The organism is Roseibium algae, from assembly GCF_037783265.1.
Taxonomy (GTDB): domain Bacteria; phylum Pseudomonadota; class Alphaproteobacteria; order Rhizobiales; family Stappiaceae; genus Roseibium; species Roseibium algae.
Genome location: NZ_JBAKIA010000010.1, coordinates 19,745 through 39,883 on the forward strand (window position 1 = coordinate 19,745; position 20,139 = coordinate 39,883).

Consider the following 20,139-nt stretch of genomic DNA (forward strand, 5'->3'; position numbering starts at 1 on the left):
ACATGACAGGTCAGTTTTTGCCGGCAAGGGGCCGGTTCAATGGCTCAGGGCCGATTGCAGTCGTCGATATCGGCTCTAACTCTGTGCGTCTTGTGGTCTATGAGCGCAAGGCTCGAACGCCGACGATGCTGTTCAATGAAAAGGTGCTGGCTGGACTGGGGCGTGGCATTGCCGCCACAGGGCGCCTTGCTGATGAATCCGTTGACCTTGCGCTGGAGGCCATCGATCGGTTTCGAGCGTTGGCCGATCACATTGGCGTCAAGGAAATTTATGTGATTGCCACAGCGGCTGCACGGGATGCAAAGAACGGCCCTGAGTTCGTGGCCCGCGTCGAGGAGGCTCTGGGTGAGCCAGTGCGACTTCTGGATGGTAATGAGGAAGCCTATTACTCCGCCCTTGGCGTGATTGCGGGATTCTGGAAGCCACGCGGCGTCGTGGGCGATCTGGGCGGCGGCAGTCTTGAACTGGTCCGTGTTGCAGGTGTGAAACCTGGCAAGGGAACAACATTTCCCCTTGGCGGGTTAAGACTTCAGGAAGCCGCAGAAGGCAAGATTTCCAAGGCAAAGAAGATCGCAGAAGAATGCCTTGCTGACTACAAATGGCCGGACATGCCAGAAGGCGAGCGGGTTTTTTATGCAGTTGGTGGCACCTGGCGGTCTCTGGCGCGGCTGCATATGGTTCAGAACAATTATCCTTTGCACGTCATGCACAATTACGAAATCCCTGCAGGCGAAGCGATTGCCTTTTGTCGCTCTCTTCAGGAGCCCAATCTGGAGGGTGTCGATTGTGCAGATGTCGTCTCCAAACAACGCCGTGCGCTCGTTCCATTCGGAGCCGTCGTGATGGAGCAGATCCTGCTTTCGATGAAAGCCGAGAAGGTGATCCTGTCGGCTATCGGAGTGCGTGAAGGGCTGCTGCACGAAAAACTCCCTGAGGACATTCAGGGGCTCGATCCTGTGGTGGAGGCTGCTCGAGAGTTGGCGATACTGCGCGCCAGGTCCCCGGAGCATTCCGAAGAGCTGATCGAGTGGACGGACAGCGTCTTTGCTGAATTGGGTGTAGAAGAGACAGAGCAGGAACAGCATTTGCGCCATTCCGCCTGTCTTCTGGCGGATATTGGCTGGCGCGCCCATCCTGATTATCGCGGTGAGCAAAGCCTCAACATCATCTCGAATGCGGCCTTTGTCGGGCTGGAACACGCCGGACGGGCTTATTTGGCTGCAGCGGTCTTTTATCGGCACGAGGGACTAAGGGACGGGGGCTTGTCTCCAGTCATCAAGCAGCTCTCCACAGATCGCCTGAGAGAGCGTGCAAAGCTTCTAGGTGCAGTCCTGCGCGTTGCGTCTCTGATCAGCGCCTCAATGCCGGGGGTCTTGCTACAAACGTCCGTGCTGGCCGATAAGGATATGGTCTTGCTGCGGCTCCCGGCCACCCTATCGAAGTTCGACGGCGAGCGTCTGCGCAAGCGGTTTGGCCAATTTGCCAAGCTTTACGGCAAAAAGGGAATGGTCGCGGTATTGCCGACCTGATGTGATTGGGCCTGTCCTGATGAGCTAAAACTAAAAAAACGCGCCCTTTTGAGGCGCGTTTTAATGGAACGGTTGAGCAATCTGGATTGCAAAGAGACCTTATTCAGCAGCTTCCGTTTCCGCTTTTTCTTCAGCGGGAGTCTGCTCAAGAGCAACGATCTGACGATCCCTGAAAGCAAGGGCAACTTCGCCGCGTTTCAGTTTGAGCGCGGTTTCTCCAAAGAGCTCCCGGCGCCAGCCCTTCATGGCTCCGACATCCGCGTGATCGTTGGCTGCGATCTTTTCCAGATCATCCACGGTGGCAATGACCTTGGAGGCAACGCCATTTGCTTCACTGACCAGTTTCAGTAGAACTTTCAGAAGATCCACCGCAGCGGCTGATCCATCCGGTGCCTGACGTCCCTTGGGCAGCTTTGGCAACTGGTCACGCGGGATTGCAACAGCCCGTCGCACGGCTTTCAGAATTTCATCGGCAGACTTTGACCGCTCGAATCCGCGCGGAATGGTGCGCAAGCGTCCAAGAGCTTCTGCTGTCTGTGGCTGCTGGGCGGCAACCTCGTAGATGGAGTCGTCCTTGATCACCCGGCTGCGCGGCACATCGCGCCCCTGGGCTTCGCTTTCGCGCCAGGCAGCAACTTCCATCATCACAGCCAATTCAATCGGCTTGCGCACCCGCATCTTGAGGCGCTGCCAGGCATTGGCCGGTTCAGTATGATAGGTCCCTTCCGAAGTCAGGATCTTCATTTCATCTTCGACCCAATGGCTCCGGTTCTGCTCTGCCAGGTTGGCCTTGAGGAACTGATAGACATCGCGCAGGTGCGTGACATCGGCCAAGGCATAGTCCAGCTGCTTCTGAGTCAGGGGCCGACGGGCCCAATCGGTGAAACGGGACGACTTGTCGATGTGAGCTCCGGAGACCTTGTGGACCAGCTGGTCGTAGGAAATGGAATCACCAAAACCACACACCATGGCTGCAACCTGGGTGTCAAACAGAGGTGCCGGGATCAGCCCCCCCATATGGAAGACAATTTCAACATCCTGGCGGGCGGCGTGAAAGACCTTTGTCACGCTCTCGTCACGCATCAGCGTGAAGAACGGAGCAAGATCAAGCCCTTCAGCAAGGGCATCCACGATGAAGGCCATGTCCGGCCCAGCCATCTGAATGACGCAAAGCTTTGGCCAAAAGGTGGTTTCGCGCAGGAATTCCGTATCGACCGTGACATAGTCATGGGCGGCGAGACGTTCGCAAGCAGCGGCGAGTTCTGTTGTACTTGTAATAACATGCATGGTGATTGGGAGCTATATCCCAGTCTTGCCACTTTGTCGCCACGAAATCACACCCAAAACGGTCTGAATAGTTGAATAGGCGCATTTAGTGCGTTTATTGTAATTTCAGACTGCTGGGTGTTGCAGGAACGTGACATGAGACTGGTACGGTGGTGAGCGATAAGTCGGGTCGTCGGACACCGTGAACTGCAGGAACAGACGAGAACAGGGCGGACACTGCGATATGCGCAAAATACTGGTTGTGAACTCAAAAGGCGGATGCGGGAAAACGACCCTCGCGACAAACATCGCAACCTATTTCGCATCGCGCGGAGAAGCCGTCGCGCTTGCAGACGCGGATCGCCAGAAGTCTAGTCTTGAGTGGGTCAAGCGCCGGGACAAGTCTCAGACTGACAGCCAGAAATATGCACGTATTGTTGGGCTGAACTGGAGCAAGGCTGATAACATTGGGGCGGACAAGGGCCGCGATCTGGATGTTATCGTCATTGATGGCCCGGGTGGCTTGCGCAGCGAATTGGCCAAGACATTGATTTCAGAGGCAACCGATATTGTTGTTCCTGTTCTTCCGTCCGTTTTTGATTGGGATGCAACGCTGAAGTTTCTCGATGGGATCTCTGAAGTGAAAAGGGTCCGTAAGGGCAAAGCCGAAATTCTCGTGATTGCGAACCGCGTCAGCCGTCGCTCGACTCAGCTGGCAGCACTTGATGAGGTGCTGACGGAACGCGGCTATCCGGTGCTTTGCAGGATTACAGACCGTGTCATTTATGCACGGGAAGCGGCATCGGGGACGGCGATTTTTGACCGCACAGATGCTGCGTCCATGGAAATTCGCGGCCAGTGGCATCCCTTGCTGCAAGCGCTGGATTGAATGGGCCAAGGCTTGTTCCTGATCTGAACGAAGCTGCCTTCCGCGAGCGGGCAGGCCGTATTTAGCTCCAGATGTCTCCCCGGATGGCTGCGACTTGTTTACTCAAGCAGTCGATAAACGGGCGGAAACTTGGGCGCTCCCTTGACTTTGGCTGTCCAACGTGGCTTTTCCAGCCAACGTGTTCTGCCGTCCGGCGATCGCGTAAATATCCTATTGGCTTTCGAAACTGTCGAGGACTTCATGCATCCCTACCGTAGTCATACGTGCGGCGACCTGCGCGCAACCCATGTTGGCGAAACCGTTCGTCTGTCCGGTTGGGTTCATCGCGTTCGCGATCACGGTGGCCTGTTGTTTATCGATCTGCGCGACCATTACGGTATGACGCAATGTGTCGTTGACCCGGACTCATCAGCTTTTAAACTGGCAGAAACCCTGCGCTCCGAATGGTGTATTCGCCTTGATGGCGACGTGAAGAAGCGTTCCGACGATGCGGTTAATCCTGAAATCGCAACCGGTGAAGTCGAGATCTTTATCCGCGACCTCGAAGTTCTGGGCGCGTCCAAGGAACTTCCGCTGCCGGTCTTCGGTGATCAGGAATATCCGGAAGAAATTCGCCTGAAATACCGCTATCTGGATTTGCGCCGCGAGAAGCTGCACAACAACATGATTCTGCGTTCCAACGTTGTGGCTGATTTACGTCAGCGCATGTGGGGCATTGGTTTCAACGAATTTCAGACTCCGATCATCACGGCGTCGTCGCCGGAAGGCGCACGCGACTTTCTCGTGCCGTCCCGTTTGCATCCGGGCAAGTTCTACGCTTTGCCGCAGGCACCACAGCAGTTCAAGCAGCTGATTATGGTGTCGGGTTTCGACAAGTACTTTCAGATTGCGCCGTGTTTCCGCGATGAAGATCCGCGCGCAGATCGCTCGCCAACTGATTTTTACCAGCTCGATCTGGAAATGTCTTACGTCACTCAGCAAGATGTTTTCGATACGATTGAGCCCGTAATTGCAGGCTGCTTCGAGAAATTTGGCAATGGCCGTCCGGTCAACCGCAACTGGCCACAGATCTCCTATAAGGATGCTGCACTTTGGTATGGCTCCGATAAGCCGGATCTTCGTAACCCGATCAAGATGCAGATCGTGTCCGAGCATTTCGATGGCTCAGGCTTTGCTATCTTCGCAAATCTGTTGAAGCAGGAAGGCACCCAAGTCCGCGCCATTCCAGCTCCAAAGGGTGGAAGCCGCAAATTCTGCGACCGGATGAACAAATTTGCTCAGCAGGAAGGCCTGCCGGGTATGGGCTACATCTTCTGGCGCAAAGCTGAAGACGGCTCTACAGAAGCTGCCGGTCCACTGGCCAAGAACATTGGCCCAGAGCGCACCGAAGCCATTCGCCAGCAGCTTGGCCTTGATGTCGGCGATGCGGCATTCTTCCTTGGCGGAAAGCCGAAGGCCTTCGAAAAGGTCGCTGGCAAAGCCCGCTTGATCATTGGTGAAGAGCTTGGTTTGACCGACATGAACCGCTTTGAATTCGCCTGGATTGTTGATTTCCCTATCTACGAGAAAGACGAAGAAACCGGCGAGATCGATTTCGAACACAACCCATTCTCCATGCCTCAGGGCGGAATGGAAGCGCTCGAAGGCGATCCACTGGAAGTTCTTGGCTATCAGTATGATCTGGCCTGTAACGGTCATGAGCTCGTGTCTGGCGCGATCCGGAACCACAAACCGGAGATCATGTACAAGGCCTTTGAAATTGCCGGTTATGGCAAGGAAGAAGTCGAGAAGCGCTTCGGCGGCATGGTCACTGCATTCCAGTATGGAGCACCTCCACACGGCGGTTGTGCGGCTGGCATCGACCGTATGGTCATGTTGATGGCCGATGAAGCCAACATTCGCGAAGTCATCATGTTCCCGATGAACCAGAAAGCGGAAGATCTGATGATGAATGCACCGTCTGAGCCTCAATCAGCCCAGCTGCGTGAACTTCATTTGCGTCTGAACCTGCCGGAGAACTAAGCCGGTTGCAGGCTGGCAGATGGGCATAAAGATGGTCATCCATCTGGTATCGCTCCGCTGATCCGCTTATATGGGGCAAGTCATTTGATTTGGCCGATGAATATTTCTAGGGCCGGGAAACCGGCCCTTTTTCGTGAAAGAGGCAGTTTTGCTTAATCCAGCCAAGTGGCAGACGTTCAACGATCCGGATGGATCGGTGCAGTTGATAAAGCGTTTGATGTGGGAAAACGCGCGGCAATATACGCGCAGTTATGCCATCGCATTTGTTTTCATGGGACTGGTGGCAGCCTCCACGGCCGCAAGCGCCTGGATCATGAAAGATGTCATCAACGAGGTCTTCATCAATCGTGATCAGCAGATGATCTACCTGATCTCTGCGGCGGTCTTGGTCATTTTTACGGTCAAAGGCGCTGCAACCTTCGGCCAGACGGTTATCCTCAGCCGGGTAGGCAATGCCATCGTGGCGGATTGTCAACGTCGTCTGTTTGGCCGTGTGCTGGAACAGGATCTTGCGTTTCATGACCGCACCCCGCTTGGCGAGCTTGTCACGCGGATGCAGCACAATACCTCTGCGGCCCGCAGTGTGATCGACATGATTGTGGTGACCCTTGGCAGGGATGTTCTGACCATTGTCGGTCTTTTGAGCGTCATGGTCATTCAAGACCCGCTGCTGTCGGCTTTTGCACTCCTTATCATGCCGCCGGCCGTTCTTGGCGTGTCTTTGCTTGTGAAGCGAGTGCGCAAGCACGCCAAGTCCCAATTTGTTTCGACTGCACGCATTCTGTCAGTGGTTCAGGAAACGGCGCTTGGCGTCCGCATCGTCAAGGCCTTCGGCGCGGAGCCCCGCATGGGGCAGTCCATGAATGTCGCTGTGTCCGAAGTTGAGAAACAAGCCAACAAAATCGCGTCTTTGACGGCCCGAACATCCCCCTTGATGGAAACCCTTGGTGGTTTTGCCGTCGCCGGGGTGATCCTTTATGGTGGCTTTTCTGTCGTGCAGCGTGGTCAGGACCCCGGAGCATTCTTCGCTTTTATCACTGCCTTGCTGTTGGCCTATGATCCCGCCAAGCGCCTGGCTCGTCTCCACATCAATTTGAACAACAGTCTGGTGGGTGTTCGGCTGATGTACGAGCTGATTGATGATGTGCCGGTTCTCAAAGATGTTCCCGGTGCCATTGAGCTCGAAGTGTCCAGGGGAGAAATCCGGTTTGATGATGTGCATTTCTCCTATGGCGAAAGCACCGCGCTCAAAGGTCTGACGCTGACTGCCAAAGCTGGCCAGACGACGGCGCTCGTTGGCGCATCTGGAGCAGGCAAATCAACCTTGTTCAGCCTGATCGAACGGTTCTATGACCCTCAGCAAGGCCGGATCAGCATTGACGGACAAGACATTACACAGGTGACACTTGTTTCCTTGCGCGCACAGATCGCTTTCGTGACTCAGGATACATTTCTGTTTGATGGTTCCTTGCGTGATAATATTTCAGTAGGTCGCCCGGAAGCCTCGGAAGCAGAGATCGTCCAGGCGGCGAAGGATGCCAATGCTCATGATTTCATTCTTGCCCAGCCCGGCGGTTACGACGGGCCTGTCGGCGAGGGCGGCGGCAATCTCTCTGGTGGCCAGCGTCAGCGCATCGCCATCGCTCGCGCCATGCTGAGAAATGCACCGATCCTGCTTCTGGACGAGGCAACCTCGGCCCTGGATGCAGAATCTGAAGCCAAGGTGCAGAGCGCTTTGCTGCGTCTCATGAAAGGCCGTACGACCTTGGTGATCGCCCACCGTCTAGCGACTGTTCGCGATGCAGATCAGCTTCATGTGATGGATGCCGGTCGCAGGATCGAAAGCGGGACCCATGACAGTCTCTATGCCGAAGACGGCATCTATCGCCGTCTTTGCGATCTGCAGTTCCGCGACAACCGGAAGCCTTCCGAGGCATAATTGGTCAGACTCTTTCCAGCCGTGCGAGGTCCAGATACCGGGGCGTTCTATTCGCCGGCTGGAAACACACTTGCCCCAAGGCGGGCAGGGATGGCATCTGGATTGGTGACATAGAGCCCGAGCAGCTCAGTCATGGCTACTGGGGTCTCCGGCGACAGCTTTACGACCAGCTCGTCCGGGTCCAACAGGAAGGCTCCAAACGCCCTGACCAGGTCCTTGCCGAAGCGGGTTTTTGCCACAGTGCCCAGTTCTTCGCTCAAGGTCTCAGCAAAGATCTCCGTCAGAACCTCTTTGGGAATCTGGCTCTTTGCAGCCTCATTTGAGATGAAGGCGTCAATCAGGTATGCACCAGAAATTCTCAGTCGAGCGGACTTGAAGGTCGCCGAAGCCATCGCAAACTGGGCCATGTCAGGGTTTTCAAATACTGTTTTGGGAACATTGCCGAGAACAAGGGACAGGGACATGGTTCCGCCGCCAAGCATATGGACCGTAAGATCGTTCAGATGAAGATCCTTCGTCTCTGAATCCCATTGAATAGAGACCGCTTGATTGAGCTCTACATCCGGAATGTCCATCTTCTCAAGGAACTTCACCAGTTCAGGATCGCCAAGCAAAGGTGTTTGTATGTTCAACCCGTCGACAACCAAAGCGCTGCGGGTCGCAACATTGGAAATAAAGCCACCCTGGAGGACTTCCAGCAGGGACAGACTGACGTTGTGGGGTTTCGTCGTTCCATTCGGATCTGCTGGCTGCCCTGATGCCCAGAACTCGGAGGTTATATCAACGGAGCTGACGACCAGTTTTCCCATTGTTGGTAGTGCAGCCAGTATCTGCTCCATTGAAGGCTCGTCGACCTCATCGAGGGCAAACAAGGCCTCAAGGGGGGGGAACCCGACATCGCCTATTGCGAAGTGACCGACATTCACATGGTTGTTGGGGCTAGTTTGAAGAAACAAACCATCGAGGGACAACACCCCTAAGCCATTTCCGCCAAGGTCGCGGGTTTGCAATCGTCGAAGAGAGCCTGTGTTGTCGCCAGCTTGAATTTCGACGCCGTCAATTTCGACGCGACCGATATTGAACGTTCCTATTGCAGCGGCTGCAGCTCGTGCAAGTTGGTCTTCATCAACCGTGTCTCCAGCGGAATCCTTGTCGATCAGATCCAGTATGGCCAACGGGTCCTGGTTCAAGACACCGATATCCTCGACAAGTATGTCTTTAACGGATCCGGTGACTGTGCCTGCGGAAAAACGTAGGTTCGAGATTTCCTCGCGGGCAAGTATGATGTCGCGGTCCTGGGTTGATGAGCCTCCCAGGAGCGCGATAAGCGGCGCTATATCGAGACCGCGAAAAACGATGCGGTCAATTGTGGTGTCAGTCTTGCTCGTGTTCTCGACAGTGTTGTTGTCCAAAACCTCTGTGTTTTGGAAGTTATCGACGCTGTATTCTGCGATCCGTCCGTCATCAAATCTGATCAGAAAGCTGTTTTCATAGGTCGTGGCGCTTGTGTCGCCTGCGCTGAAACGGCGTGTCTCGGTGACCCGGTCGATGAATGCTCTGGAAATCTTGACCTTGCGAAGGGCGTTCAGGGCAGCAAGAGCAAATCCGGATGGGCTCGTGCTTTCACCGCTCTTCTGGAGACTGAGGGGCACGGTAAGGCCTTCGATCAGAAGATCTGTATATTCAACATCAAAGGACCCGGCCAAGTCTGCCAGATCAACAGAGGACTGCTCCTTGCCGACTACGGGCAGGAAGGTCACGCTGACCTCAAGTGCTTCTGCAACTTCCAGATTGTCTGCAAGCAAGAGCCCATCAGCAAGGCGAAGGCCCTCAAAATACATTTCGTCGAATCTGATGGTCAGTGAGAGGTCGCCACCTCCCAAAAAAATGTCACTCGGAACGTCATAGGTGATGACCACATCTTTCAATGTGGCCGATCTATTGCGATCGCCTGCGAGGATGCTGCCGACGTGTGTCGAGACAGATGGTATTGCATTCAGCGTATCAACCCAGTCGTTCAGCATATCTGTTGCGGCATTGCCGGGGCTAAGTTGGTCCCCGTTCGCTGTCGGGACTGCTATCGCATCTCCTGACAGGGAAGAGGCTTGATCAGTTTCTGGTTGTGCGGAGCTCTCCAGAGCATTGGCGGGCAGCGAACTGCCCAATATGCCAAGAGCTATCGACATGGCCGCAATTGTCTTGCGGGCGTCCCGCATGATCAGGCCAATTGGGATAGAGTGCACCATGTCATCTCTCCAGATTTCAGCCGGGTTGACCAACTTGATCCCGGGAGTTTGATCAAGGTCACTCGGTCAAGCAAGCCGCGCCAAAGAAACCTGCTCAATAAAAAGGCCTGCCAGACAGGCAGGCCTATGTTGTTATTCGCCGCTATTGGCAGTGATATCGAGGCCCAGAACTTGCGGTAGGGTCTGAGGGGCCATCATCGCAGTTCCCATGATCTGTGCAACAGGAACCGGCGCTGCCGGAGTTGCTACCAGGTTCAAGGACACGGGATTCTTAAGGAAACTGCCAAGGGCCGTTGCCACTTTGGTCTGGAACTCCGGATTTTGAAGCAGTGACAGCATCATGGGCAGGCCGCCTTGGAGCTGCGCAACCATACCGGCCCGGTCTGTTCCGATTTCCTTTGCCTGCATGTCCAGAATACGCTCGATAAGGCTGTCATTGTCGACGGCTAGGGAGATTGAATTCACCGTGATCCCTTGAATAAGGCCAAGCGCGTCTTCAGGTTCACCTTGTGTTTTGTTCAGCTCGTTGACCACGTCACGGGTGACACCGCCCAGCATGAATGACATCTTCACTGTTCCAGCGTCATCTGCAGTGATCTCAAGATCGTCGACGTTTACGGTCGCAGCCTCTGGAACCCATTTTCCGGATCCTGCTATGGAAATGTTGATCTGCTCATAACCAAGGTCACTGAGCGTTTTTTTCCCATCGTTATCCAATGATTCTGGATCGATCAGCAGGCCATCGATTGCAAAACGGGATGCGGTTGGAAGGTCCCCGTCCATTTCATCTATCGCAATGAAAATACGCGATGCGGTTGCCTGATTGCCGTCTTCGTCCTGAATGACAGTTCCCAGAATTTCGAGCTCGCCATAGGAGGGGGCCATCGGGGGGACATCATCGCTGCCCGTCAGCTCAGCTGCCGTGGGAAGAACCAAATCCGTCGAAGAGAAAGACGCAATCGATAGAGAGCCGTCATCTGCCGTCATGTTAAGGCCGGACAGTGCCATCTCGCCGACTTTCATAAGTCCGCCTGAGACCGTCTCTGCATTTGTCAGGTCGGTTCGCGCAATCGTAACTCTCAGGTTGTCAGCACCCTCATCGGTGAGCTTAATACCTTCGATGGTAACTGTATCGCCGGAAGTGTTGACTGCGGAGTAGCTCTCGACTGTGCCCTCCTGAGCTTCCAATAGGTTCAGGAAAGCATCTGCGACATCATTGCCGCTTGGCTCAAATGCTCTTGCGGGCAGGCTGCCTGCAGCATTTGCGATGAACAAGCCGATCGCGAGTGCGGAAGCGGAACGGCGGAAGTGGGTCTTCATGATAATCTCCGGGGCATGCGGCGAATTGGGGCCCTTGTGAAACGGCAAGATGGGTCACGTGGGTATCGGACACAAGGTTAGATGAAGTCCTGACGCTGCTTTTTCAATGGAATAAGCAATCATTGGCTTTTTAGAAAGCCGTAATTAAAGAACGCATAGGCGGAATTCGCTGTGCAAGCCTGTTGTTGAATGCTGGTATCGGGGAGGGGAACATGTATTGATAACAAGGAAGCGCGAGCCATTGTTCAGCGCTTGTTTACGCATCTGGCGCAAGATTATTAGCAGTCTGCTCACCATAAAGGCCAAGCGTTGTCCAAACGTTACATCATATTTCTTCGAACAGTCGTAATCGCCGTCTTGCTGGCGACTGCACCCTTGTTCGTGGCTAATATGGTTCTGAATCAATATGCTGAACGTCGGGCTGAGACCGAAATGGTTGCCATGGCAGAACGGTATATTCAGCGCGCCGACAATGCCATCAGCGATACAGTTTCAGCTCTTCAAAGACTTGATCGGGATGATATCCAGACCTGCGATGCGATTGATCGAGAACTGTTTCAAACCGTTGTTTCCGGTGAAGGCTACGTTGAGGCGGTTGGGCTTGTTGACCGTGATGGCAAGCAAATGTGCGTTGTTCCAGACATGAGGCTGAGCGGGAAATCGATTCTGCCGATCCTCAAGCAGGATGGACCTCTGGTTGGCATCGGCATGTTGGATCGGTCTTTCCTCGGAGCAAGGGCCGCTGTGGTCAGTTGGGACCTTCGCAATGGCTATCGGTTGTTTGCCGAGGTGACACCCGCGGCGATTGCGTCTGATCCAGGTCCAGAATATTTGCGAGCTTATCGACGTGCCGAGCTGCGTCTTGGCGGTGACATTCTGTGGTTTGCCACCGGCGGCTACAATTCCGAGAGCTCAAATCCTGACCATGCAATCGTGGTCAAAATGCAATCGGACAGCTACCCTCTTGAGGCGACGATTGTAGCTCCCAAGTCAGCCGCCATTCATATGGTTCAGGAGCTGAAGGTGATTGCCGCGACCGCCTGCGCCGCGTTCGCGCTGCTGTTTGTCGCAATTGGTGTCTGGTTCTCTTGGAGGCCGGAAAGCGAAGCCAATGATGAATTCATCGCGGCGATCAGGAACGGTGAGTTTATCCCATATTATCAGCCGGTTATGGATATTGAAACTGGTAGCATGCGCGGCTGCGAAGTGTTGATGCGGTGGCGTCGTCCCAACGGCGAGATCGTACCGCCTGGACAATTTATGGAATATGCCGAGCGCAACGGTCATATTTTTGAAATGACACGCCAGCTGATGGTGCAGACCTGCGATGAAGTTGGCCAGCTGTATCTCGATAACCCGGACATGAAGCTTTCTATCAACCTCTTTGCAGGACATTTCCGCAATCGCGAGGTGGTGACAGACATCACTTCGATTTATGAGAACTCCAATATTTCCTTCCAGCAAATCGTTGTCGAGGTCACAGAGCGATACCCGCTAGAGGATATGGAACTAGCGCGCAAGATTATGGCCGAAATGCAGGCACTTGGCGTGCGTGTCGCCCTGGATGATGTGGGGACAGGCCATGGCGGGATGGCCTATCTGCAAAAACTTGGTGTCGACATCATCAAGATCGACAAGATGTTCATCGACGCGATTGGAGATGATGCCAGTTCGACCACGATTGTCGATTCAATGGTTGAGTTGGCCGACAATCTTGGCATGGGGATCATTGCCGAGGGGGTTGAGCATGAAGAACAGGTTGAGCGCCTTCGGGAATTGGGCGTGACTGCTGCTCAGGGCTATTTTTTCGCAAGACCACTACCTGTTGACCAATTTATTGAATTTGCAGAACGTATTGGCGCGGAGGGCTTCAAATTTTCCAGCAGTCTTGATGGTGAAGAAGACGTCGAGGAAGCTGTCGCTTAGCGTTCTCACCCATGAAATGATTTGCTTTAACCGACCTGAAGTCGGTCGAACTGTATGAGCGAAAATGATTGACCCTGCTACGGTGCAACAATCTCCCAACCGCTTGTGAACTTAAAAGTTTACCTTTTTCTGTTTCTTATAAACAATTGAATATTATCGATAAAATTGGAATTGCCTTTACTTTTTTGAGGTGGGTTTTGGGCCAGATACAATTTTAGGCTTGTCTGCTTTAGCTGAACCAGTTACCCGCACTAGTAAGTTTACTTTTGGCTGGGGATCTTCGGAGATGCCTGCGTTTTGGAAGTTCGATGCGTCGTGGGAAGCCAGACGATGAATGCATTGTATTAAGCGTGGGTTGCTCGCTGTTCTGCTTTGTACTTGCAGTCTACTTATGTGCCGGGCATGGACCTCCTTCTCTCAGTCCGATGGGGCGTGCGTGGCAACGTATAGCCTGATTGAAACTTGCGATTATCTAAGGGGGCGGTTTGCCCAACCCTTGGCGGAATGAAATGTACCAAAGCCCATGGCATGGGCTGCGCGCAGCAGAAGACGATCATGCGAGGTTCGCTGAGCTCGGAAATCAGTTGCGCAGGGATTTGTTATGACAAGGCATGAGGACGGAAAGACGAAACGATGACGAAATTTAAAAACAACGGCGCGCGTCTGCGTCTCCTTCCTGTGTTTCTTCTGGCTGCGCTCGTTGGCGCGTGTCAGGAAGATATTCCCGATCCGGTTGCCGTTGCCGAAGCTGCCTTGAGCGCCAAACCGCGCCCGGCGAAAATCTTCACTGTCTCGGACCAAGTCGGGCTTTTATCTCGCCGCTTTACCGGGCGTGTTGAAGCCGTACAGACCGTTGATTTGTCCTTTCAGGTTGCCGGTAAATTGATTGAAATGCCAGTACGAGAAAGTCAGGAAATATCAAAGGGTGAGCTTGTGGCAAAGCTTGACCCGACAGATTACGAACGGGCAGTGCGGGAAGCCAAGTTGCAGTTGCAACAGGCAAAACTGGATCTCGGGCGACTGGAAACGCTTCGTGCCCGATCAGTTATCTCCGAAAAGAGCTACGACGATCAGAAGAACGCTTATGACCTAGCCATCGAAGCTTTGGCCGCAGCAGAGCAGAATCTCGAATACACCCAGATACATGCGCCTTTTGATGGCATTGTAACGCGCAGGCTCATCGATAGTTTCACAACTGTGAATGTTGGCACAGCCGTGGTGCGTGTGCAAGATGTGTCTGAGGTTCAGATTGACATCAATGTTCCCGAATCCATGTTTGCCAAGGTGTCGGAAGATCTCATTGCGTCTTTGAATGTTGAGTTCCCATCCTTACCGGGCAAGATGTTTCCTGTAACCTATCGGGAGCATTCCACTGAGGTGGATCCAGTCACCCAGACCTATCGCGTCACTTTGGCGATGCCCCGCGATCCGGAAGTCCGGATTTATCCGGGGATGACAGCTGCGGTGGTTGTCCAGGTGAAGCCGGAAGGTTTTGACCTTGAGAACAGTTTTCTGGTGCCGGTCGGCGCCGTCGCTGTTGATGGCAGCCGCAATGCATATGTCTGGCGATTTGATGATGCCTCTGGAGCCGTCACGAAGACACCTGTCCAGGTCGGTGTCGTGACCGGTGACTACCTGCCTGTGACGCAGGGTATCTCAAAGGGGGACCAGATTATCTCCGCTGGTGTCGCCTATTTGAGTGAAGGCCAAATCGTTCGGCCGCTTCGCTAACCCTTCAACGTCAGCCATTACGGATACACACTCGTGGATATTGCGCGATACTCAATTGAAAAGCCGGTCAACACATGGATGATTGTGCTGCTGGCACTGTTGGGAGGTCTTTGGGGCCTGAGCACAGTCGGTCGGCTGGAAGACCCGTCCTTTACCATCAAAACGGCACAAGTCATAACTGCATACCCTGGTGCAACTGCTTCCGAGGTTGAAACCGAAGTAACGGAAAAACTGGAAACTGCGATCCAGCAAATGCCGCAACTCGACAAGTTGACCTCGGTCTCACAGCCTGGGTTGTCGCGCGTCAAGGTTGAGATCAAGAACACCTATGACGGGGCAGAACTTCCGCAGGTCTGGGACGAACTTCGCCGCAAGGTGAATGATGAAACGCGCAATCTGCCAGATGGTGTTCAGACGCCTCTGGTTTATGACAGCTTTGGCGATGTATTCGGCCTTTATTATGCCTTTACTGCAGATGGTTACTCGCGCCGTGAAATCCGGCAGGTTGTTAAAAAGGTCCGGCGCGAACTTCTGACTGTCGATGGGGTTGCCAAAGTCGAAGTTGCCGGTGAACCCGAGGACAATATTTTCCTCGATATTGATGATGATAAAATCGCGGGCCTTGGTGTATCCATCGCCGACGTCGCCAATGTTCTTGCTGCTGAGAATGCAATTCAGACCAATGGGTCCAGTTTGGCGGGCGATAAGCGGGTCCGCTTGATGACTGCCTCGGCCTTTGACGAATATGGAAGGATCAGAGATCTGGTGGTCGGCAACCCGGGGTCGACAGCGATGATCCGCTTATCTGATGTCGCCACGCTGACGCTTGGTGAACCTGAGCAGCCGACCCAGATCATTCGGCATGAGGGCCAGGAAGCTGTGACCCTTGGGGTGTCACAGATTGCAGGGACCAACATTGTTGATGTTGGTGCGTTGGTAAAAGAGAAACTCGCAGAAATTCAGGACAACCTGCCGCTCGGCATGGAAATCCATCCGATCTACGAGCAGAATGTTCTCGTCGAAAAATCAGTCAATGGATTTATCGTCAATCTGGCCATGTCCGTTGCAATTGTGATTGGTGTGCTTTGCCTCTTCATGGGGTGGCGTGCCAGTCTTGTCGTCGGAACCGTGTTGCTGCTGACGGTGATGGCGACCGTATTGTTCATGCGTATTTTTTCGATTGAGATGGAACGAATTTCCCTTGGGGCCCTGATCATTGCCATGGGGATGTTGGTCGACAATGCCATCGTTGTGGCCGAAGGCATGATGATCAACATGCAGCGCGGTCAAACGGCGATCCCGGCGGCCAGCAAGGTTGTCAGACAGACCATGTGGCCTCTTCTAGGGGCGACTGTTATTGGGATTATGGCCTTTTCCGGAATTGGCTTGTCGCCGGATGCGACAGGAGAGTTCTTGTTCTCGCTGTTCGCGGTGATCGGGATTTCACTGTTGCTGTCATGGATATTTGCCATCACGGTGACACCGCTTTTCGGCAAGTATTTTTTCAGAACCACATTGGGTGGCGAAGCGCATGATCCCTACAAGGGCATTCTCTATAGGGTCTACCGAACGTTTCTGATCGGAACTTTGCATGCAAGGCTCTTGACTGTTGTGGTGCTTGTTGGCGTCACGGTTGCCTGCTTCATCAGTTTTGGCAACGTAAAACAGGCGTTTTTTCCAGACAGCAACACTCCTATTTTCTACGTGAATTATTGGGCTCCTCAGGGAAACGATATTCGGTCTACAGAGCGCGATCTGAAGGCAATGGAGGCAGTTGTCCTTGACGATCAAAGGGTCGATAGCGTTACGAGTTACATCGGTCAGGGCGCATCTAGGTTCATGCTGACGTATAATCCGGAATCGGCCAATCCTGCTTATGCGCAGATGATCATAAGGACGAAAAACCGGGACGATATCAATATGCTCGCCGTTGAGCTGCGGGATCGGTTCAGCACCGATTTTCCAGATGCTCAGATCATGACGCAGAGGATTGTGTTTGGCCCAGGTTCCGGTGCCAAAATAGAAGCACGTTTTTCCGGTCCCGATGCTGATGTTCTCAAGGCACTGGGCGATGAAGCGCAGGCGTTGTTCGCGATCCCTGACAATAAACTCGGCGATATTCGTACAGACTGGCGGCAGCGTGAGTTGGTTGTGCGTCCTAAATTCGACGAGGACAGGGCCCGAATTGCCGGTATTACGCGCCAGGATCTCTCGGCCGCATTGCAGTTTGCAACCGATGGCATCCGCGTTGGAAGCTATCGTGATGGGGATGAAAGCATCCCGATCATTGCGAGAAAAGAACGTAAGGAAGGCGTCTCTGTAACCGAGACGATCAACGATACGTTGGTCAGGAGCAGCAGTCAGAACCTCTACGTTCCGGTACAACAGATCGCTTCCAAATTCGAGATGGAGCCCCAGGACACTTTGATCCACCGGCTGAACCGCGTCCGAACCCTGACTGTCCAAGGAGACACGACAGGAGGCGAAACTGCAGCTTCTGCTCTGGCGCGTATCCGGCCACAGATTGAAGCCATGCAGTTGCCTGCAGGTTACAGTCTGGAGTGGGGAGGAGAATTTGAAAGCACCAGCAAGGCGCAAAAATCCTTGGGAGGCCAGCTTCCGCTTGGATTTCTGATTATGTTGATCATTTCGATTTTGTTGTTTGGATCGGTCCGTCAACCGCTGATAATTTGGTTGATGGTACCGATGTCGATCAACGGAGTGGCGCTTGCGCTTCTGGGCACTGATACGCCATTTGGCTTCATGTCGCTTCTTGGTGTGTTGTCGCTGACAGGTATGTTGATCAAGAATGCGATCGTGCTTCTCGAGGAGATCGACTTGTTGATCGGTGAAGGTCAGGAAAAATACAAGGCGATTGTGGATGCGAGCGTGTCGCGTATGCGGCCTGTTATGTTGGCTGCAATCACAACCATCCTGGGCATGGCTCCGCTTCTATCTGATGCATTCTTCCGTGGCATGGCAGTGTCGATTATGGGTGGTCTGGCGTTCGCGACCTTCCTGACCCTGATCGCAACACCTGTACTTTACGCGCTGTTTTTCCGTATTCGCCCCCCGAAGAAAACCAAATCAGCGGAAGATGATACAAAGATCGTGACGGCTTGACCCACCGAGCCGGCATGTAGAAAAAAGGCGGTCAATTTGGCCGCCTTTTTTTAAGTCTTCAATCTCTTGCTCGAATCCTGGAAATAAGATCTGAAGTCCGAAACAGCTGGGAATTCAGTTGGCGGACCAGATTACAGGATAGGTTACAGGAGGGATGTAATCGCCCGAGCAGTCAGTTTTCTCACGCCTTTCTACCAAGTCATAGGCGGTTCCGTCTTCGCTCAGCTCATGAGTGTCTAGCACACCGCAATTGGCGTCCGGCCCATAGAAGGAGTTGCTGCGCACGATGAGACCGTTCTTGAGAACTTCCGGGTTGATTGCTGTTTTATAGGCCTCTGCGTTGTCGCCTGGCTCAGTTGCGAACGAGAAGACCGTGACACCACCGTCTGGCTCTAGCTTGGCTATATAGGCTTCAATGTTTACATCTGCGGTCTGGCAAGGAACGTTAAAAAGCGTTCCGCCATCTTCAAGTTCGAGAGCCTGGAAACCAAAGGAGGGTATGGCATCATCCAGGTCGCAGTCCAGCTCCCCAGTCCCAATGGCAGCTATTTCAGTCGGTAATGCTGAAACTTCATAAGAGTCATCCTGAGCATGGGCGAAGGACATTAAGCCTGTCGAAACGAATATGGCCCCGAGGCATGTAGCAGCGAAAAGGGTAGAGCGGATGGACGGAGTAGCGGCCATGAAATCAGATCTCTAACTACCATCAAGGGTTTTTACTTGCCCTTTGAAAAAACAGTGAACTACCTACGTCAGGCTTTGGCAATGACATAAGGCGTATCGAACCAGACTTCTTCCAGATTATCCCCGTCCCCGATCCGGTCAATCACCGCAAACTGTCCAGGCTCTGACAAGGGCGTCAAAACGCCGTGCCAGGTGCCCCGGTGAAAGTTGATGCCCTGTCCGGGGGAGGTGAGAAAAGCCATGGGATGCCCCGGCTTGCCATTCTCATCCGGGCAGACAATGACGAGGAACGGGTCCTGGCTCATTGGCAAAAACGCCTGACTGCCCAAGGGATGCCGTTCAACCATTTCCAGGCTGTAGGGCAGGGTCCGCTTCTGCGACTTGAACAGGCTGATGCCGACACGAGCATCCGCCCCGGAAAAATCAAGGTTTGCCAGGTCGTGATACCGTCCGCACAGGCCCTGATTGATCAGTTTGTCCGGAGTTCCATCTGTGTCCAGAACCTCTCCAAAGGGCGCAAAGGCCTCTTTGGTCAAAGGCTTGATGTGGATTATGTCACTCATGTCCGGTTCACGGCAGCTTCATGTGACGGTTGACGTCTTTGTAAAGAAGATAGCGAAATTTGCCGGGGCCACCTGCATAGCAAGCCTGCGGGCAAAACGCGCGTAGCCACATATAATCGCCAGCTTCCACTTCAACCCAATCCTGATTGAGCCGGTAAACAGCCTTGCCTTCCAGAACATACAGCCCGTGTTCCATCACATGGGTCTCAAGAAAAGGGATCACTGCACCCGGTTCAAAGGTCACGACGGTGACATGCATGTCGTGGCGCATGTCCGCTGGATCAACGAAACGGGTTGTCGCCCATTTGCCATCTGTCTCGGCCATGACGGTCGGCGCAATGTCTTTCTCGTTGGTGACGAAGGCATCAGGCATTTCCAGTCCATCGACGGGCTCATAGGCTTTGCGGATCCAGTGAAAGCTCACCGGCGCATCGCTTTCATTCTTTACCTGCCAGTCGGCCATCGGCGGAAGATAGGCATAGCCGCCTTCTTCCATCTGGAAGGTCTCACCGGCAATCGTCAGGCTGAGATGACCGCTGACCACAAAAAGTCCGGCTTCAGCTTCTGGATCAGATTCAGGCCTGTCGCTGCCGCCACCCGGCTGAACTTCCATGATGTACTGCGAGAAGGTTTCAGCGAAACCGGACAGAGGTCGGGCGATGACCCAAAGCCGTGTCTTGTCCCAAAACGGTAAGTAACTGGCTGTGATGTCGCGCAATGTGCCCTTCGGGATGACCGCATAGGCTTCTGTGAACATGGCACGGTCCGTCAGCAGCTGAGTTTGCGGAGGATGCCCGCCCGTCGGCGCGTAGTAAGAGCTCTGGCTCATCTCCAAGTCCTTGTCGTTCCTGGCTGAATTGGGAGATTTCCGGGCGGCTCGTCACAGCCATTGGAAAACTCT

General features: G+C 53.7%; 13 protein-coding genes. 7 read left to right on the forward strand and 6 right to left on the reverse strand.

All coding sequences use genetic code 11. The features are described 5' to 3' along the window. Window positions 1-2 precede the first annotated feature (2 nt). Window positions 3-1,529 carry a Ppx/GppA phosphatase family protein gene (locus V6575_RS14285; RefSeq protein ID WP_340275245.1) on the forward strand — a complete coding sequence of 509 codons (1,527 nt, stop codon included), beginning with the start codon at window positions 3-5 and terminating at the stop codon, window positions 1,527-1,529. A gap of 99 nt (window positions 1,530-1,628) precedes the next feature. On the opposite strand, the gene rnd is transcribed toward V6575_RS14285, so the two are convergent. After that, window positions 1,629-2,816: a ribonuclease D gene (gene rnd, locus V6575_RS14290; protein ID WP_340275247.1), complete on the reverse strand. Its 1,188-nt coding sequence runs from the start codon at window positions 2,814-2,816 to the stop codon at window positions 1,629-1,631. Between the two features lie 223 nt (window positions 2,817-3,039). Here rnd and V6575_RS14295 point away from each other — a divergent pair, with 223 nt between their 5' ends. The 3 genes from V6575_RS14295 (at window position 3,040) to V6575_RS14305 (ending at window position 7,645) form a co-directional block, all read left to right on the forward strand. Next, window positions 3,040-3,684, forward strand: a complete 645-nt coding sequence (locus V6575_RS14295) for a nucleotide-binding protein (RefSeq protein ID WP_340275250.1) — start codon at window positions 3,040-3,042, stop codon at window positions 3,682-3,684. Window positions 3,685-3,924: 240 nt separating this feature from the next. After that, complete coding sequence (gene aspS / locus V6575_RS14300) at window positions 3,925-5,706, forward strand: aspartate--tRNA ligase (protein ID WP_340275458.1); 1,782 nt, start codon at window positions 3,925-3,927, stop codon at window positions 5,704-5,706. A gap of 217 nt (window positions 5,707-5,923) precedes the next feature. Further along, window positions 5,924-7,645, forward strand: a complete 1,722-nt coding sequence (locus V6575_RS14305) for an ABC transporter ATP-binding protein (RefSeq protein WP_340275459.1) — start codon at window positions 5,924-5,926, stop codon at window positions 7,643-7,645. 47 nt (window positions 7,646-7,692) lie between these two features. Here V6575_RS14305 and V6575_RS14310 read toward each other — a convergent pair whose 3' ends face one another. Together V6575_RS14310 and V6575_RS14315 are read right to left on the reverse strand one after the other, a co-directional pair. Next, window positions 7,693-9,891 carry a hypothetical protein gene (locus tag V6575_RS14310; protein WP_340275252.1) on the reverse strand — a complete coding sequence of 733 codons (2,199 nt, stop codon included), beginning with the start codon at window positions 9,889-9,891 and terminating at the stop codon, window positions 7,693-7,695. 132 nt (window positions 9,892-10,023) lie between these two features. Further along, on the reverse strand, window positions 10,024-11,211 hold the full coding sequence (locus tag V6575_RS14315) for a hypothetical protein (RefSeq protein WP_340275253.1): 1,188 nt from the start codon (window positions 11,209-11,211) through the stop codon (window positions 10,024-10,026). 309 nt (window positions 11,212-11,520) lie between these two features. Between V6575_RS14315 and V6575_RS14320 the strand changes: the two genes are divergently transcribed. From V6575_RS14320 to V6575_RS14330, 3 genes are all read left to right on the forward strand, one after another. Further along, entirely contained in the window at window positions 11,521-13,137 is a 1,617-nt protein-coding gene (locus V6575_RS14320; protein WP_340275255.1) for an EAL domain-containing protein, read from the forward strand. A 633-nt stretch (window positions 13,138-13,770) separates the two neighbouring features. After that, window positions 13,771-14,868: an efflux RND transporter periplasmic adaptor subunit gene (locus V6575_RS14325; protein WP_340275256.1), complete on the forward strand. Its 1,098-nt coding sequence runs from the start codon at window positions 13,771-13,773 to the stop codon at window positions 14,866-14,868. 33 nt (window positions 14,869-14,901) lie between these two features. After that, on the forward strand, window positions 14,902-17,991 hold the full coding sequence (locus tag V6575_RS14330; RefSeq protein WP_340275258.1) for an efflux RND transporter permease subunit: 3,090 nt from the start codon (window positions 14,902-14,904) through the stop codon (window positions 17,989-17,991). A gap of 114 nt (window positions 17,992-18,105) precedes the next feature. Here V6575_RS14330 and V6575_RS14335 read toward each other — a convergent pair whose 3' ends face one another. The 3 genes from V6575_RS14335 to V6575_RS14345 all read right to left on the reverse strand — a co-directional run bounded on the left by V6575_RS14335 (window position 18,106) and on the right by V6575_RS14345 (window position 20,067). Continuing rightward, on the reverse strand, window positions 18,106-18,675 hold the full coding sequence (locus V6575_RS14335) for a hypothetical protein (RefSeq protein ID WP_340275260.1): 570 nt from the start codon (window positions 18,673-18,675) through the stop codon (window positions 18,106-18,108). A 68-nt stretch (window positions 18,676-18,743) separates the two neighbouring features. Further along, the gene (locus V6575_RS14340) at window positions 18,744-19,238 is read right to left on the reverse strand and encodes an ureidoglycolate lyase (RefSeq protein ID WP_340275262.1); all 495 of its coding nucleotides are present in this window, start codon (window positions 19,236-19,238) and stop codon (window positions 18,744-18,746) included. Window positions 19,239-19,245: 7 nt separating this feature from the next. Then, a complete protein-coding gene (locus V6575_RS14345; protein WP_340275264.1) occupies window positions 19,246-20,067 on the reverse strand; it encodes a bifunctional allantoicase/(S)-ureidoglycine aminohydrolase in 822 nt (273 codons plus the stop codon). Window positions 20,068-20,139 lie beyond the last annotated feature (72 nt).

Excerpts from the sequence above, each read along its gene's own strand:
- V6575_RS14285 (WP_340275245.1), top strand. The coding sequence starts at position 3 with ATGACAGGTCAGTTTTTGCCGGCAAGGGGCCGGTTCAATGGCTCAGGG.
- rnd (WP_340275247.1), bottom strand. The coding sequence starts at position 2,816 with ATGCATGTTATTACAAGTACAACAGAACTCGCCGCTGCTTGCGAACGT.
- V6575_RS14295 (WP_340275250.1), top strand. The coding sequence starts at position 3,040 with ATGCGCAAAATACTGGTTGTGAACTCAAAAGGCGGATGCGGGAAAACG.
- aspS (WP_340275458.1), top strand. The coding sequence starts at position 3,925 with ATGCATCCCTACCGTAGTCATACGTGCGGCGACCTGCGCGCAACCCAT.
- V6575_RS14305 (WP_340275459.1), top strand. The coding sequence starts at position 5,924 with ATGTGGGAAAACGCGCGGCAATATACGCGCAGTTATGCCATCGCATTT.
- V6575_RS14310 (WP_340275252.1), bottom strand. The coding sequence starts at position 9,891 with ATGGTGCACTCTATCCCAATTGGCCTGATCATGCGGGACGCCCGCAAG.
- V6575_RS14315 (WP_340275253.1), bottom strand. The coding sequence starts at position 11,211 with ATGAAGACCCACTTCCGCCGTTCCGCTTCCGCACTCGCGATCGGCTTG.
- V6575_RS14325 (WP_340275256.1), top strand. The coding sequence starts at position 13,771 with ATGACGAAATTTAAAAACAACGGCGCGCGTCTGCGTCTCCTTCCTGTG.
- V6575_RS14335 (WP_340275260.1), bottom strand. The coding sequence starts at position 18,675 with ATGGCCGCTACTCCGTCCATCCGCTCTACCCTTTTCGCTGCTACATGC.
- V6575_RS14340 (WP_340275262.1), bottom strand. The coding sequence starts at position 19,238 with ATGAGTGACATAATCCACATCAAGCCTTTGACCAAAGAGGCCTTTGCG.
- V6575_RS14345 (WP_340275264.1), bottom strand. The coding sequence starts at position 20,067 with ATGAGCCAGAGCTCTTACTACGCGCCGACGGGCGGGCATCCTCCGCAA.